The following is a 15,613-nucleotide window of genomic DNA, read 5'->3' on the forward strand; positions in this document are numbered from 1 at the left end:
TTACCGACCATTCGGAAAGGCAGACCACGTCGCATGACCATCGCCGCAGACGCCCGGGAACTCCAGGAAGACATTGTCCGGTTCCGCCACGAACTCCACCGCGAGCCCGAAATCGGCCTTGACCTTCCGCGCACGCAGGAGAAGGTGCTCAAGGCGCTCGACGGCCTGCCGTACGAGATCACCCTGGGTGAGAGCACGACGTCGGTCACCGCGGTATTGCGCGGCGGCGCACCCGGCGCCGCAGACGGAAACCCAGCTGAGAAGCCGGCCGTGCTGCTGCGCGCGGACATGGACGCCCTGCCCGTGCAGGAGCGCAGCGGCGTGGACTACACCTCCACCGTGGACGGCGCCATGCACGCCTGCGGACACGACCTCCACACCGCCATGCTGGCCGGCGCCGCGACCCTGTTGTCCGAGCGCCGGGAGCAGTTGGCCGGGGACGTGGTGCTGATGTTCCAGCCCGGCGAAGAGGGATTCGACGGCGCGGGGCACATGATCCGCGAAGGCGTCCTGGACGCTGCGGGACGCAGGGTGGACGCCGCCTACGGCATGCACGTCTTCTCCGCGATGGAACCGTACGGCCAGTTCTGCACCAAGCCGGGCGTGATCATGAGCGCCTCGGACGGCCTGTTCGTCACGGTGCTCGGCGCCGGCGGTCACGGTTCCGCGCCGTTCGCGGCCAAGGATCCGGTGACGGCAGCCGCCGAGATGGTCACCGCATTGCAGGTGATGATCACCCGGCAGTTCAACATGTTCGATCCCGTGGTCCTCACGGTGGGGGTGTTGCAGGCCGGGACAAAGCGCAACGTCATCCCGGAAACCGCCCGCTTCGAAGCGACCATCCGGACCTTCTCCGAGGCCTCCCGCGAGCGCATGATGAAGGCCGTCCCGGCGCTCCTCCAGGGCATCGCCGCCGCCCACGGCCTGGACGTGGATGTGGACTACCGCGGCGAATACCCGCTCAGCGTCACCAATGAAGACGAAACCACCACCGCCGAGAAGACCATCCAGGAAATGTTCGGCGAGTCCCGCCACACCCGCTGGGCCACCCCGCTCAGCGGATCGGAGGATTTCTCCCGGGTCATGGCCGAGGTGCCCGGCACGTTCATCGGACTCAGCGCCGTCCCGAAGGGGACGGACCCCCACGCCGCCGCCTACAACCACTCCCCCTTTGCCACCTTCGACGACGGCGTGCTGGCCGACGGCGCAGCGCTCTACGCAGAACTGGCCGTCTCCCGCATCGCCGCCCTTGCCGGCGCCCGCAACTGACCACTCCCCCGTTTGGAGCATGACATGACCACCACAGGCACCCCGGTTCCCGTCCAGGAACACAAGTCGCACCTGCGCACCCTCGTCGGCACCGGCATCGGCAACGCCGTCGAATGGTACGACTGGGCCATCTACGCCACCTTCGCCCCCTTCATCGCGAGCGCCCTGTTCAGCAGCGCCGACCCCACCTCGGCCATCCTCTCCACCCTGGCGATCTTCGCCGTCGGCTTCGTGGCCCGCCCGTTCGGCGGATTCGTGTTCGGCTGGATCGGCGACCGGATCGGCCGCAAGACGTCCATGACCTTTGCCGTCGCCCTCGGTGCCTTCGGCAGCCTGCTGATCGGCGTCGCGCCCACCTTCGAATCGGTGGGCGTCTTCGCCTCGATCATGCTGCTGTTCGCCCGTCTCATCCAGGGCCTGGCGCACGGCGGCGAGCTGCCGTCGTCGCAGACGTATCTTTCGGAAATGGCCCCCAAAGAGAAGCGCGGCTTCTGGGCCACGCTCATCTACACCTCGGGCACGGTGGGCATCCTGCTTGGAACGCTCCTGGGCGCTGTCCTGTCCGCGGTGCTGACCAAGGCGGACATGGCCGCCTGGGGCTGGCGTATCCCGTTCATCCTGGGCGGCATCCTCGGCGTCTACGCGCTCGTGATGCGGGCCCGGATGAAGGAGACGGAGGCGTTCGAAGCCGAGACCGTCAAGGAGAAGCACGATCCGATCTGGCCGCAGATCTTCCGGCACCGCAAGCAGGCCCTGCAGGTCATCGGGCTCACCGTGGGCCTGACCGTCATCTACTACGTCTGGGGTGTCGTGGCCCCGAGCTACGCCGCCACCACCCTCAAGATGGACCGCGGCGCAGCGCTGTGGGCCAGCGTGGTGGGCAACATCGTGTTCATTGCCGCCCTCCCGTTCTGGGGCAAGCTCTCGGACCGGATTGGCCGCAAGCCCGTGCTCATCGCCGGTGCCAGCGGTGCGGCGCTGCTGCACTTCCCGATGACCTGGCTGCTGAAGGACTCCCCGTGGCAGCTGGCCGTGGGCATGTCCGTGATGCTCTTCTTTATCGCTGCGAGCGCCGCAATCGTCCCGGCCGTCTACGCGGAACTGTTCCCCACCAAGATCCGCACCGTGGGCGTCGGCGTCCCCTACTCCATCTGCGTCGCAGCCTTCGGCGGCACCGCCCCCTACCTGCAGAGCTGGCTGGCGAGCACCGGCCAGGGCAACCTGTTCAACGTCTACGCCGTGGTGCTGCTGGCCATCGGCATCGCCTTCGTGTTCACGATCCCGGAGACGAAGGGCAAGGACCTGACGCACTAGGAACTGTTTGCCACCAGCCGGACCACAGGGGACATGTCCTCTGCCCGGCACGAAGAGTGGACATATTGCGCATATGTCCATCCTTCACCGCTTGGAGGGGACATGTCCTTCCGGGATGGGGGCCGGATGTGTTGGAGAATGGCGCATGAACACCACCTCTTACGACGTTGTAATTGTTGGCGGAGGCCACAACGGCCTCACGGCCGCGGCCTACCTGGCGCGGGCGGGCAAGGACGTGCTCCTGCTCGAACGCGATGACCACCTCGGAGGGGCCGCCGTCTCGGCCGCCGCCTTCGACGGTGTGGACGCCCGCCTGTCCCGGTACTCATACCTGGTCAGCCTGATGCCGAAGCAGATCATCGAGGACCTCGGACTGGACGTCGAACTGGCCCGCCGCCGCTATTCCTCCTACACCCCGGTGCCCGGCCAAACCTCCACCGGCTTGCTGATCGACGGCGGCGACGCCGAGGCGACCCGCGGTTCTTTCGAGCGCGTCACCGGCAGCGCCGCCGACTTCGACGCCATGCGGGAGTTCAACGCCGACACCGGGCGCCTGGCCCGGGCCCTGTTCCCCACCTTCTGCGGACCGCTGCCGAGCCGTTCCGAGGCCCGCAAGCTGCTCGACGACGACGCCCTGTGGGACGAGCTCATCGAACAGCCGCTGGGCCGGGCCATCGCCCGGCGCTTCGGAAACGACGTCGTCCGCGGCGTCGTGGCGACCGACGCCCTGATCGGGACCTTCACTTCCCTCGACGACCCCTCGCTGGACGCCAACCGCTGCTTCCTCTACCACGTCGTCGGAAACGAAACAGGCGATTGGGACATCCCGATCGGCGGCATGGGCGCCGTTTCCCGGGAGCTCGAACGCGCGGCCCGCGAGGCCGGGGCGACGCTGCTCACCGGCGCGGAAGTCACCTCGGTTTCGGCCGACGGCGGCGTCCGCTACCGTCTGGCAGATGAGGGGTTCGGCGGCGCGGAGCACACTGCCGAGGGGCGGCACGTCCTGGCCAACGTTGCCCCCTGGGTCCTCAACGGCCTGCCGGGCAACTCCCCCGCGGACTCCGCGCGCCCCGAAGGCGCGCAGATCAAGGTGAACATGTTGCTCGCCCGGCTGCCCAGGCTCAACGACGAGTCCGTGGCCCCCGAAGCCGCGTTCGGCGGAACATTCCACATCAACGAAGGCTACGGACAGCTCCAGGAAGCGTTCCAGGAAGCAGTCCGCGGAGCCATCCCGGACCCGCTGCCCTGCGAAATCTACTGCCACTCCCTGACGGATCCGAGCATCCTTTCGCCCGAACTCGCCGCGGCCGGGGCGCAGACGCTCACCGTGTTCGGCCTGCACGTTCCCGACCGCTGGATCACCGAGGAAAACAACGACGTCCGCCGTGCGGAACTCCAGGCGGCCGTGCTCGCCTCCCTGAATTCGGTGCTCGCCGAGCCGATCGACGAGCTGATCCTCAAGGACGCCAACGGCAGGCCGTGCATCGAATGCAAGACCACCCTGGACCTTGAACACGCCCTCAACATGCCCGGCGGCAACATCTTCCACGGCCCCCTGCAATGGCCCTTCCTCGACGACGACGCGCCGCGGAACACCCCGGCCGAACGATGGGGCGTCGGCACCGGCAATCCGCGCATCCTCATCTGCGGCGCCGGTGCCCGGCGCGGCGGCGGGGTGAGCGGCATCGGCGGCCACAACGCCGCAATGGCCGTCCTGGAAGAGCTGGCCGGGCAGGAAGGCTGACGACCCGGCCGAACTTTCCTGACCCTCTTTGGCGCGGCAAAGCCCGCGGCACTCCGTAGTTCACGGTGTGCCGCGGGCCCTCGCCGTTCAAAGAAGGTCAGGAGTTACGGCCTCCCCGCCGTTCCTGCGACTCACCCTCGTGAACGGCGAGCCTTTCCTGCGCCGCCAACTGCCGCGCGGCCGCGGAAACGAGGCGGCGGCAGAAACCCGGGTCCCCGCCCGGCAGAGCTTCGCCGACCAGTTCGTGCACGGCGCCGTCGTCGAACAGTTCGCGGGCGCCGATCCGCTGCTGCTCCGCCAGCTCCCGGGCGTGCGCGGTGTTGCCGTGCACGATCAGGCTGGCGCCTTCGGGCGGCAGCGGCGCCAACCAGGCATGCTCCGCGGCCACGGTCCGGCGGGTGGCCGCGAGCGCCAGCGCCCCGCCGCCGGTGCCCTCGCCCATCAGGATCGCCACATTGGGCACCGTGAGCTGCAGCAGCCCTGCGATGCAGTCGGCAATACCCCCGGCGATCCCGGCCTCCTCGGCCTGGACCGAAAGTTCGGCGCCCGGGGTGTCCACCACGGTGACCAGCGGCAGCCCGAGGTCCTGCGCCAGGCGCATGCCGCGGCGGGCCTGCGCCAGCCCCGCGGCATCCAGCACCGCACCGGCGCGTTGTGCCGCACGGTCCTGCCCGACGACGACGACCGGACGGGTGCCGTGACCGCCGGGTTCCGGCAGCTCTGCCAGCACGACGGCCGTACTCGCCGACAGCTCGCCGCGTCCCGTTCCGGACAGCCGGACAGTGCGGCCGAAACCGGCGTCGAGCAGTTCCGCCAGTCCCGGACGGCCGGGATCCCGGCTGCGCAGGACCGAGTCCCACACGGAACCCTGACGGGCGGGCCCGGCGCCGCCGTCGGGCGCTGCAAACAGAGCGGCCGCTCCGCTGCCCGCCAGGATCCCCAGCACCCCGGCGGCGACGTTCCGGAAGCCAGCAACGTCCAGGACGGCGTCGACGGTTCCGTGGGCGAGCAGGTGCCCGCTGGACTGGATGCCGGCGGGAAACTCCTCCCCCTTCAGCCCTGCGTAGACCTTGGGGCCGAGGAAGCCCACCAGGGCGCCGGGCTCGGCGACAGTCAGGTGGCCCAGGGAACCCCAGGACGCGAACACCCCGCCCGTGGTGGGATGCCGCAGGTACGCCATGTAGGGCAGTCCGAGCGCCTTATAGGACGTGAGGGCTTCGGTGATCCGCACCATCTGCAGGAAGGCGAGCGTGCCCTCCTGCATGCGGGTGCCGCCGGAGGCCGGTCCTGCGATGAGGGGTAGTCGGCGCCGGCCCGCTTCCTCGATCGCCGCGACGATCCGGTCCGCGGTGGCCCGGCCGATCGAGCCGCCCAGGAAGGTGAACTCGCTGGCCAGCACGGCGACGGGGTGGCCGTCGATCAGTCCCTCGCCGGACAGCACGGCTTCGTCGGCGCCGCTTCGTTCGCGGGCCCGCTCCAGGTCGTCGAGGTAGGACCGCGCGGCGCCGGCCGGGACGGACGGCGGCCGGTCCCAGTTGCGGAAACTGCCGGCGTCGAGGAGCTGTTCCAACAGGTCGGCACCGCGCAGCCGGACGGGCCGGGTGCGCCCGCTCTCAAGCACCGCCGTCATGGTGTCCCCACCCCGGCGGCTCCGGCGCTTGAGGCGCCGAGCAGGGCATCCTCATCCAGCCATTGATTTTCGCCCAGCCAGGCCCGGATGCTTTCGTCGTGCTCGCCGAGCCGCGGCGGGGCGGCGTGCCGCAAGCGGGTGGTTTCGGCGCCGTCGCCGTCGAAGAAACGCAACGGGGAACCCGGGATCTCGATCCGGCCGAGCGTAGGGTGCTCGATGTCCAGGAGCAGGTGCTGGCTGCGCGTCTGCTCCCAGGCGAAGACCTCGTCCAGGGAACGCACCCGGCCGGCGGGAATGCCCGCAGCTTCCAGCCGGGCGAGCAGGTCCTCCGAACCGGCCTCCGCAAAGACGGCCTCGATGGCCTCAATGAGCCCGTCCCGGTTGGCCACGCGGGACTGATTGTCCTTCCAGCGTTCGTCCGCGGCGGGCAGCCCGAACTCGCTGGCGAAGCGTTGCCAGAGTCCTTCGGAGCCGACGGCGATCTGCACGGCCCCGCCGTCGCAGCGGAAGAGCCCATATGGCGCGATGGACGGGTGGTGGTTGCCCTGGGCCTGCGGCACCTGGCCGCCCACGGTCCAGCGGGTGCCCTGGAAGGCCAGCACGCCCACGATCGAGGAGAGCAGCGAGGTGCGCACCACTTTCCCGCGGCCGCTCCGTTCCCGTTCGAGCAGGGCCGCGAGCACCCCGTAGGCGCCGTGGATGCCGGCCAGGACGTCCCCGATCGGCACGCCCACGCGCTGCAGGTCCTCCGGGCCGGAGCCGGTGAGGGACATCAGGCCGGCCTCGCCTTGAGCGATCTGGTCGTAGCCTGCGCGGCGGCCTTCCGGTCCGTCGTGGCCGAAGCCGCTGATGGCCAGCACGATAAGCCGCGGGTTGAGTTCCTCGAGGGTGGCGGGGTCGAAGCCCAGCCGGTCCAGGGTGCCGGGGCGGAAGTTCTCGATCAGCACGTCCGCCCGGCGCAGGAGTTCGCGGAGGGTTTCCTGGCCGTCTGCGGATTTCAGGTCCAGGCGCAGTGATTCCTTGTTCCGGTTGCAGGAGAGGAAGTACGTCGACTCGCGGCCTTCCGGGGTGTCCACGAAGGGCGGACCCCAGCCGCGGGTGTCGTCGCCGCCGTCGGGATTTTCCACCTTGATGACCCGGGCGCCGAGGTCGCCGAGCATCATGCCGGCGTGCGGGCCGGCGAGCGCGCGGGAGAGATCGACGACGAGCCTGCCGTCCAGCGGTCCGCTTGCGGCGCCCGTCAAGCCTGGGCCGGTCATGCCTGGGCCCGTCATGCCTGGGCCCGTCATGCCTGGGCCCGTCATGCCTGGGCCCCTACCGCCGGGCGTCCCGGGAGCGAATCCGCGCCGTCGTCGGCGGTGTCCTGGACCGCCAGCGGGTTGCGGCGGCGCCGGATGAACTCCCCGATGACGAGGACCAGGAGGTTCGGGGCGAGGGCAATAAGGCCCGAATCCACGCCGCCCGTGGGGATGTTCCCGAAGGTGATGACGGCGACCGTGAGCGTGCCGACAATGATGCCCAGGTTGACCGGCACGGCTCCGACGCGCACCTTGCGGCCGATGGCAATCGCGACGGCGGGAGCCAGCTGCGTGAGGCCGCCGTAGGTGAGCAGGAGCAGCGCGCCGATGTCCGACTTCGCGAGGCCGAACACCAGGGCCAGGCCGACGGCGACGGCGACCACCACGTGGTTGATCCGGAACCGCAGCTTGGGGTTCTTGACCGTGAGCAGGTTGTTCGAGACCAGCGAGGAGATGCCCATGGCGATCGCGCCCGCCGGAACCATGGCGGCAGCCGCACCGCCGATCGCGATGACCGCGATGAGGGGTTCGGGCAGGGTGTGCTGGGCGACGCTCAGCAGGACCTGGTTGCCCTTGGTCTTCGGGTCGAGGATGAGCGTGGCGGCGATGCCGGCCGTGATGGGGATGAGCAGCAGGAACTGGTAGATGGCGAGCCACTTGACGTTGTCCCGGAGCACGGCGCCGCTCTTGGCGGCAAGGACCGGCGGCCACAGGTGCGGGAAGGTGTTCAGGCCGGCGCCGATGCTCGTGACGATCACCGAGGTCACCCAGAAGGTGGCGTCGAAGCCGGGATGGGTGATGGTGAGGTAGTCCGGGGCCGTGTCGATGACCTTGGCGAAGATGTCCGGGATGCCGCCGATGCCTGCGATCACGCCGGCCAGGACGATCACGAGGGCCGCGAGCATGGCGAAGTCCTTGAAGATGGCCACCTTGGCCAAGCCGCGGATGCCCGCCCAGATGACGAAGACGACCACCAGGACGCTCGCCACGGCCATGCTGTACCCGCGGGCCGATTCACTGCCGGTGGCCAACTGGACGATCAGGCCGAGGCCGGTGATCTGCAGTTGCAGGTACGGGATCAGGAAGACGGCACCAACGAGGGCCACCGTCTTGCCCAGGGACTTGCTCTTGAAGCGGTCCCGGAAGAAGTCGGCCATGGTCAGGTAGCCGCGGTTTGCGCCGAGTTCACGCTGCCGCGGGACCACGAAGTACTGGAGGATGCAGGTGATGGTCAGGTAGGCGACCGCGAAGAGCGCGGCGACGCCGCCGCCGAAGGCGATGCCCGCCAGGCCGAGGAAGCTGAAGGTGGTCAGGGACTCGCCGGCCTGCAGGAACCAGGTGGTCCAGCGGGGCAGATCGCGTTTTCCGACCGTCCAGCCGGAGAGCTCGGTCTGGCGGCGGCGGCCCGCGATGCCGAGGGCACCGATGCCGATGATTCCGATGATGATGGCGACAGTAAGCATCAGTGGGCCTCCGGTCCGTTCACGTCGAGTGCAGCGCGCCGCTGTTCGGAAAGCTCGAGTTCGAGCCGGTCCAGCTCGGCGCCGCCTTCGCGCAGGTAGCTTCGCTCGATGATCTGCAACGCCGCCACCGTGGCGATGATCATCAGGCCCATCCAGACGATCGCGGCGGGCAGGCCCAGCCAAAGGGTGGGGGAAGAGACAAAGGGCAGGAACGGGGTGATGATCATGCCGATGACGGGGACGGCGGCGATGGCAAGCCGCTTGGGTGATGCGAGGGTGGTACTCATAGGACTGCAGCTCCTTGGGGGCGAACGGCTGAGCAGGATGAGAGTTTTTCGAAGGCCGAGGCCAGGCGGAGCAGGCGGACATCGCTGCCGCGTGCGCCGATCATCTGGAGGCCGACGGGAAGGCCCGACGGCGTGAAGCCGGCCGGGACGGACAGGGCCGGGAGTCCCAGCGGGGTGAACAGGTAGGGGGCGCGCATCCAGTCGAGGTAGCTCGTCAGCTGCTGCCCCTCGATTTCGGTGGGGTATTCGAGCTCCGCGTCGAACGGCGCAACTTGCGAGGCCGGCGCAATCACAAGGTCGTAGTGGTTGAAGAACTCCGCCGCCTTGCGGATGAGCCGGGTCATGCCTTCCTCGGCACGGAACACGTCGCGCCCGCTCAGGCCGGCGCCGTCGCGGATGTTCCCGGCGAGGAAGTGGTTGAAGAGGCCGGGTTCGGCGTCGAGCTCGTCTCCCCAGGCCGCGTAAAAGCTGGCTGCCCGCAAGACGCGGAACACTTCCTCCGAGCCCTCCAGGTCCGGGCAGTCGATCTCCACGTGGGCGCCGAGGCCCGCCAGCGCCTTGGCCTGGGGATCCAGCACGTCCAGGACTTCGCGGGCAACGGGGATCCGGCCGCCGAGGGTGGGGGCGTAGGCGATGCGCAGTCCGGCGAAGTCCTGGGGGGACGGATCTCCGGCATGCCCTTCCTCGGCCGGGAAGAAGGAGAAGGGATCGTCCGGGGTGGCACCGCGCATGGCCGAGAACAGCAGCGCAGCGTCCTCCGCGGTGCGGCCCATCGGACCGGCGACACCCAGCGGGAAGAAGACGTTGCCGCCGTCGGTGTTGGGGACCATGCCCGGCGTCGGGCGCAGGCCCACCACGTTGCAGAACGAGGCCGGGTTGCGCAGGGAGCCGCCCATGTCGCTGCCGTCGGCGATCGGCTGGAAGCCGGAGGCCAGGGCCGCCGCCGCTCCGCCGCTGCTGCCGCCGGCCGACTTGGAGGGATCGTAGGGGTTCCGGGTGGTGCCGAAGAGCCGGTTGAAGGTGTGGGAGCCGGCGGCGTACTCAGGCACGTTGGTCTTGCCCACGCGGATCGCTCCGGCGTCCAGGATGCGCTGCACGTGCAGGTCGTTGCTTTCCGGCACGAGGTCCGCGTGGCGCGGGTGCCCGAAGGTGGTCCGCATTCCGGCCGTGCGGGCGGTGTCCTTGAAGCTGATGGGCAGCCCGTGCAGGGGCCCGAGCGGTTCGCCTGCGGCGATCTTGCGGTCGGCCGCCGCCGCGGCTGCGCGGGCACCATCTTCGTCGATGGTGACCACGGCGTTCACGAGCGGGTTGAAGCGGTCGATCTGGTCGAGGTGGGCTTCGAGCACCTCGACGGCGGATACCTCGCGGGAGCGCAGGAGCGTTGCGAGCTCCACCGCCCTGCGGTACACCAATTCATTCGTCATGATTCATTGAGCCTTTGTTTTATTTCCTTTTGAGCCGTTCATTCGCCTCAGTTGGAGTTAATGAATCACCATAGTGGTGCCAATCACATTTGGCTAGGGGTAGGGGAGAGTTTCTTTGGCGCGCGGAAGCGTCAGAGACGGCCAAGGCGCGGCGACCGTCCTGACCTTCTTTGACGCGGCAAGGCCCGCGACGCTCCGTGGTTCACGGCATGTCGCGGGCCTTCGCGTTTCAAGAAAGGTCAGGAGGGGCTGGGCCCCGGCGCCGCTCGCCCCGGGCGAGCGGCTCGTCAGGAGCGTTCGGGCATGCGCACGCCGCCGCGCTTGTACGCGCGGACGACGAGGGAGCTGCGCACCGCGAGGGCGCGCCCGGCCCAAGGGGACTCGAGCAGGAAGTCGCGCAGTTCATTCAGGCTCGGGAGGGTCACGTTGGCCATGATCTGGAACTCACCCAGCGCCATGGCGGCGTAACGCACCGCCGCTTCGCCGCCGAGGAGGCGGCCGACCTCGGCAACGTCCGTAGGTGCTGTGCGGACCCAGATGACGGCCTCGATGGGCAGGCCGATGTCCGCCGGCTCGACAATGGCCCGGACGGTGAGGGTGTCCTGTTCAAACAAGGTATTGAGCCGGCGCCGGACGGCCGGGGCCGAGAGGCCCACGGCCTCACCGAGGTCGGCCACCGGGACGCGGCCGTCCTCGACCAGCAGCTGCACCAGGCGGGTATCGACGTCGTCGAGGATGGCGCTGGCACTTGGCCGGGTCACCGGCGAGGGAAAGTCCTGAAGGGCCGCGGTTTCCTCGGCGGTGACGGGGCCGGGGTGCCATTCGGCCACGGTGCGGAAGTACTCCATGAGCGGCCAGGCGTTCACCTGGGTGACGCCGTCGAGCCCGGGAAGCTCCTCAAGCACCAGGCTGGAGAGCCTGCCCGGGCGGGCCTGGACTTCGAAGAGCAGTCGGGTGGGGCTGGTGAGGGCGTAAAGGAAGTTCGCGTCGGGGTCCTTGGCCAGCTCCTCCGCGATGCCGGCCAGTTTTGCCGGTTCGCACTGGACCTCCACCAGGTGGGTGGGGCCGAGCGTCACGAGCCCGGCAACCCGGACCGTCCCGGATTCCAGCAAGGCCATGCCGCGCCGGGTCACGGTACTGAAGGACTCCCCCAGCACCTCGGCGATGCGGCGCCAGGATGCACGGCCGTTGACCTGGAGGGCCCCGACGATCCGCCGGTCCAGCCCGTCCAGCTCGCGCAAGGGTGCATTCATGACCATCCACCCGATTATGCCGCCTTGCCGGCGCGGGCGTCGTACCCACGCTGCGGTAAGGTGCCGGGGGCCGGAAGGCCCGGCAGTTGAGCGGCTGCCCTAAAATCATATTTTCGGTGTGCCTAAATATTGGGTATCCTCGTAGCAGACGCCCTGACCGAAGGACCCTTGATGGCTACAACCGCCACCCTCCAAACACGCACCGGACCGGCAAAGGTATGGTCCCGCCTCCTGCTGCTTGGGCCGGCCTTCGTGGCGGCCATCGCCTACGTCGATCCGGGCAACGTCGCTGCGAACCTCACCGCCGGCGCCAGCTACGGCTACCTGCTGGTGTGGGTGCTGGTCATGGCCAACGCCATGGCGGTGCTGGTGCAGTACCAGTCGGCGAAGCTGGGCCTGGCCACCGGCATGAGCCTGCCGGAGATCCTCGGGAAGCGCCTCGGCACCAAGCGGCGCCGCCTGTACTGGGCCCAGGCCGAGATCGTTGCGGGGGCGACGGACATGGCCGAGGTGATCGGCGGTGCCGTGGCACTGAACCTGCTGTTCGGCCTCCCGTTGCTGGCCGGCGGCGTCATCATTGGCCTGGCCTCCATGGCGCTCCTGGCACTTCAGTCGCAGCGGGGGCAGCGGACCTTCGAGTACGCGATCCTCGTGCTGCTGGGAGTCATCGCCGTCGGGTTCATGTCCGGCCTGTTCGTCAACGCCCCCGACGCCGGCAGCGCCCTGGGCGGTCTGCTTCCCCGCTTTGAGGGCACGGACACCGTCCTGCTCGCCGCGAGCATGCTGGGCGCCACCGTGATGCCCCACGCGATCTACCTGCACTCGGCGCTGGCCCGGGACCGGCACGGCTTCTCCGAGGACCCGGCGGTGCGGACCCGGCTGATCCGGGCCACCCGCTTCGACGTCGTCGGAGCTCTGCTGCTGGCCGGCGTCGTGAACATTTCAATGCTGCTGCTCGCCGCCTCAAGCCTGCGCGGCATCGAGGGAACCGACACGATTGCGGGTGCCCACGCGGCTGTCACCTCCGCCCTCGGACCGGCAATCGGCGTCGTCTTCGCGATCGGTTTGCTGGCGTCGGGCCTGGCCTCGACGTCGGTAGGCTGCTACGCGGGCGCCACCATCATGGGCGGGCTGCTGAAGGTCCGCATCCCGTTGCTGGTCCGCCGCGTGATCACCCTGATTCCGGCCCTCATCATCCTAGGCGCCGGCATCGAACCGACCCTCGCGCTCGTCCTCAGCCAGGTGCTGCTCAGCTTCGGCATCCCCTTCGCCCTGATCCCGCTGATCCGCCTGACCGGCAACCGCCGTGTCATGGGCATCCACACCGACTCCAAGGCCCTGAAAATCGCCGGCTGGACCAGCGCCACCCTGATCGTGGGACTGAACTGCGTGCTCATTGCCCTGACGGTGACCGGCCAGTCCTGATTCCAGGGCCCGGCCGGTCCCGTAGCGGCTTAGGGTTCCACCGGCACGGGTGCCAGCAGCGCAGCCATCAGGTGCGGCGCGAAGTCCTCTTCGAGTTCCAGGACCACCTGGCAGTGGGCACCGGCCTGCTCCGGGAATCCGAGGTGCACACCACGCAGGTCGCAGAGGGTCTGCCCGCGGCCCGGGCCGTCGCCGGCGTCGACCTCCACATGGACCACCGGCGCGATGCGCAGGGCGACGGCGTCCACGGCCACCGCGGCGGCGAGGGGATCGTGCATCGCCGAGCAGGCGCGGCCGAAGATGCCCTCGTAGAAGCGGTAGTAGTAGCCCAGCATCTCGCCCAGGGCACGGGCCAGCGGGCTGTCCGAGGCGAGCAGTTCGAGCCGGTGTTCCTCTTCCAGCACGTTGCTCATGGTCACGTCCAGCGGCACCAGCTTGATGTTCCACGGGGCGGCGAGGACCTCGCGGGCTGCCTCGGGATCGTTGCCGATGTTGGCTTCGGCCACCGGGCTGATGTTCCCCGGAACCATGGCGGCGCCGCCCATGATCGTGACCTCGGCGACCAGTTCGGGCAGCCGCGGTTCCAGGCGCAGGGCCTCGGCGATGTTGGTCAGCGGGCCGATGGCCAGCACGCGCAGTTCGCCTGGGTTTTCGTGGGCCAGGCGGACCAGCATTTCAGCGGCGGTTTCGGCCAGCGGCGCGGCGTCCGACTTGGGCAGCGCCACCCCGCCGATGCCGTTGGCGCCGTGCACGTGGGGAGCACCGCCGTCGAACGCCCGGGCCTGGAAGTCATGCGCCCCCACCGCCACCGGAATCTCCGGCCGGCCGGCCAGGCGCAGGAGGTCAAGCGTATTCACGGCGCCGGTGGCAGAGGCCACGTTCCCGCTGACGCTGCCGATGCCGAGCAGCCGGGCCTCCGGCGCGGCCAGCAGGTAGGCCAGCGCCAGGGCGTCGTCGATTCCGGTGTCGCAGTCCAGGTAGAAGGGCAGCATGTCTGGGTATCGCTTTCTGTTGTGAGGTGCGGGCTTAGGCGGAGGCGTCGGGGGCGGGGACCAGGAGGCTGACCAGCAGCGCCGCGGCGGTGATGCCCACCGAAATCCAGAGCGCGACGCCGTAGCCGCCCTGGGTGCCGAGCCCGGCGAACGGTGCCACGAGGACGACGCCGAGGCTCGCCCCGGTGCCGAAGGAGGCCCCGTTGATGCCGGGCAGGGAACCCGGGGCTTCCTTGGGCGAGAGGAGCACGGAGAGTCCGTTGATGGCGGTGAGGAAGAAGCCGTTGTAGAAGATGCCGAGGGCGGCGACGGCGGCCAGGACTGCCCACTCGTTTCCGGCGAAGAGGGCGGCTGCCACGGCGCAGGCCAGGCTCAGCGCGGTGCCGATGCGCAGCGTCCTGATCCAGCCCATCCGGCCCGTCAACCAGCCGGCCAGGGGCGCGGCGAAAACGCCGATGAGGGCGGCCGGGGTGAGGAAGAGCAATGCCGAAAGGGAGGCGCTGAAGCCGAAGCCGTTCTTGCCGTCCTGGCTGAGCAGCACCACGGTGAAGTTCATGATCGCGAAGATGCCGGCGAGGGTAAGCACGGTGGTGGCGATGACGGTCCAGACCTGGCGGGAGCGCAGGTGGTGCACGGCGATCAAGGGCGAGCTGCGGCGCTTTTCCGCCGCGCAGAAAGCGATGAACGCGGCCACGGTCCCGGCCAGCAGGGCGAGCGCGGGGACGGACGTCCAGCCCGCGGAGGAGCCGGTGCTGACGAAGTAGCTCAGGCAGACCAGGAACGCCGAGAGGAGTGCCGCTCCCCACCAATCCATGCGGCCGCTGGCAGCTGCCGCACCGCCGGCGGGGACGAAGCGGATTATGCATACGGCGGCGACCGCGGCGAGGCCCAGGACCACGAGGAAGATCGACTGGAAGCCGAAGGCCTCGGTCATCAGCCCGCCCGCGTAGCCGTCGAACCCTGCGATTCCGCCGTTGACCGCGGCGATGATGCCCACGGAGGTCCCGAAGGAGCGGGCATCGAGGTTTTCCCGGAGCACGATGTAGGCGAGCGCGAAAATGGCGCTGGAAACGCCCTGGAGGAAGCGGCCCACGACCAGCAGCGGAAGGCTGGGAGCGAGCAGGCACAGCACGGTGCCCACGGCCATGACCCCGAGCACCAGCAGGAGTGCGCGGCGGCGGCCGATGAAGTCGCTCCAGCGGCCCATGATGGGGCCGGAGATGGCGCCGGCCAGGAAGAACATGGACTGCACCTGGGCCACCGCTCCGGCGTCGGCGCCGAAATGCGCGCCGATCTGCGGCAGCGCCGGGGTGACCATGCTGGCGTTGAGCTGGAACGACAGCACACCCAGCAGGAGCGTGGTGATGAGGACGGCGGCCTTGGGGCGGCGGCCGGCGGGCTGCGCTTCGGCGGGGCCGTGTTGGGCGTCGGCGGCAGGCGCGTTGGCGGCAGGCGCGTTGGCGGCAGGCGCGTTGGCGGGTGAGGAAATCACAACAAACTCCCTTGTTCGTCGG

General features: G+C 69.4%; 12 protein-coding genes. 4 read left to right on the forward strand and 8 right to left on the reverse strand.

The genetic code is table 11. The features are described from left to right. The first annotated feature begins 33 nt into the window (after positions 1-33). From ACN9M4_RS17215 to ACN9M4_RS17225, 3 genes are all read left to right on the forward strand, one after another. Positions 34-1,269 carry a M20 metallopeptidase family protein gene (locus ACN9M4_RS17215; RefSeq protein ID WP_426300014.1) on the forward strand — a complete coding sequence of 412 codons (1,236 nt, stop codon included), beginning with the start codon at positions 34-36 and terminating at the stop codon, positions 1,267-1,269. A gap of 24 nt (positions 1,270-1,293) precedes the next feature. Then, positions 1,294-2,583, forward strand: coding sequence for an MFS transporter (locus ACN9M4_RS17220; RefSeq protein ID WP_426300016.1), 1,290 nt, complete (start codon positions 1,294-1,296; stop codon positions 2,581-2,583). Between the two features lie 145 nt (positions 2,584-2,728). Continuing rightward, positions 2,729-4,327, forward strand: coding sequence for a phytoene desaturase family protein (locus ACN9M4_RS17225; RefSeq protein WP_426300018.1), 1,599 nt, complete (start codon positions 2,729-2,731; stop codon positions 4,325-4,327). A gap of 97 nt (positions 4,328-4,424) precedes the next feature. Here ACN9M4_RS17225 and ACN9M4_RS17230 read toward each other — a convergent pair whose 3' ends face one another. The 6 genes from ACN9M4_RS17230 to ACN9M4_RS17255 all read right to left on the reverse strand — a co-directional run bounded on the left by ACN9M4_RS17230 (position 4,425) and on the right by ACN9M4_RS17255 (position 11,688). After that, positions 4,425-5,957 carry a carboxyl transferase domain-containing protein gene (locus ACN9M4_RS17230; RefSeq protein WP_426300020.1) on the reverse strand — a complete coding sequence of 511 codons (1,533 nt, stop codon included), beginning with the start codon at positions 5,955-5,957 and terminating at the stop codon, positions 4,425-4,427. Then, entirely contained in the window at positions 5,954-7,216 is a 1,263-nt protein-coding gene (locus ACN9M4_RS17235; protein ID WP_426300022.1) for a CaiB/BaiF CoA transferase family protein, read from the reverse strand. Before ACN9M4_RS17235 ends, ACN9M4_RS17230 begins: the two co-directional genes overlap by 4 nt. 41 nt (positions 7,217-7,257) lie before the next feature. Further along, a complete protein-coding gene (locus ACN9M4_RS17240; protein ID WP_426300024.1) occupies positions 7,258-8,718 on the reverse strand; it encodes a sodium:solute symporter family protein in 1,461 nt (486 codons plus the stop codon). After that, positions 8,718-9,005, reverse strand: a complete 288-nt coding sequence (locus ACN9M4_RS17245; protein WP_426300026.1) for a hypothetical protein — start codon at positions 9,003-9,005, stop codon at positions 8,718-8,720. The genes ACN9M4_RS17240 and ACN9M4_RS17245 overlap by 1 nt, the downstream gene beginning before the upstream one ends. After that, the gene (locus ACN9M4_RS17250) at positions 9,002-10,429 is read right to left on the reverse strand and encodes an amidase family protein (protein ID WP_426300028.1); all 1,428 of its coding nucleotides are present in this window, start codon (positions 10,427-10,429) and stop codon (positions 9,002-9,004) included. The genes ACN9M4_RS17245 and ACN9M4_RS17250 overlap by 4 nt, the downstream gene beginning before the upstream one ends. Before the next feature lie 287 nt (positions 10,430-10,716). Continuing rightward, positions 10,717-11,688, reverse strand: coding sequence for an Lrp/AsnC family transcriptional regulator (locus tag ACN9M4_RS17255; RefSeq protein ID WP_426300030.1), 972 nt, complete (start codon positions 11,686-11,688; stop codon positions 10,717-10,719). Between the two features lie 165 nt (positions 11,689-11,853). On the opposite strand from ACN9M4_RS17255, the gene ACN9M4_RS17260 reads away from it, so the two are divergent. Beyond that, the gene (locus tag ACN9M4_RS17260) at positions 11,854-13,107 is read left to right on the forward strand and encodes an Nramp family divalent metal transporter (protein WP_426300032.1); all 1,254 of its coding nucleotides are present in this window, start codon (positions 11,854-11,856) and stop codon (positions 13,105-13,107) included. A 29-nt stretch (positions 13,108-13,136) separates the two neighbouring features. Here the strand turns inward: ACN9M4_RS17260 and ACN9M4_RS17265 are convergent, their stop codons facing one another. Together ACN9M4_RS17265 and ACN9M4_RS17270 are read right to left on the reverse strand one after the other, a co-directional pair. Further along, the gene (locus tag ACN9M4_RS17265; RefSeq protein ID WP_426300034.1) at positions 13,137-14,099 is read right to left on the reverse strand and encodes a nucleoside hydrolase; all 963 of its coding nucleotides are present in this window, start codon (positions 14,097-14,099) and stop codon (positions 13,137-13,139) included. 34 nt (positions 14,100-14,133) lie between these two features. Further along, the gene (locus tag ACN9M4_RS17270) at positions 14,134-15,591 is read right to left on the reverse strand and encodes an MFS transporter (protein WP_426300036.1); all 1,458 of its coding nucleotides are present in this window, start codon (positions 15,589-15,591) and stop codon (positions 14,134-14,136) included. Between the last annotated feature and the right edge of the window lie 22 nt (positions 15,592-15,613).

Origin of the sequence: Arthrobacter sp. R-11, assembly GCF_049913155.1 — a bacterium.
Taxonomy (GTDB): Bacteria; Actinomycetota; Actinomycetes; order Actinomycetales; family Micrococcaceae; genus Arthrobacter.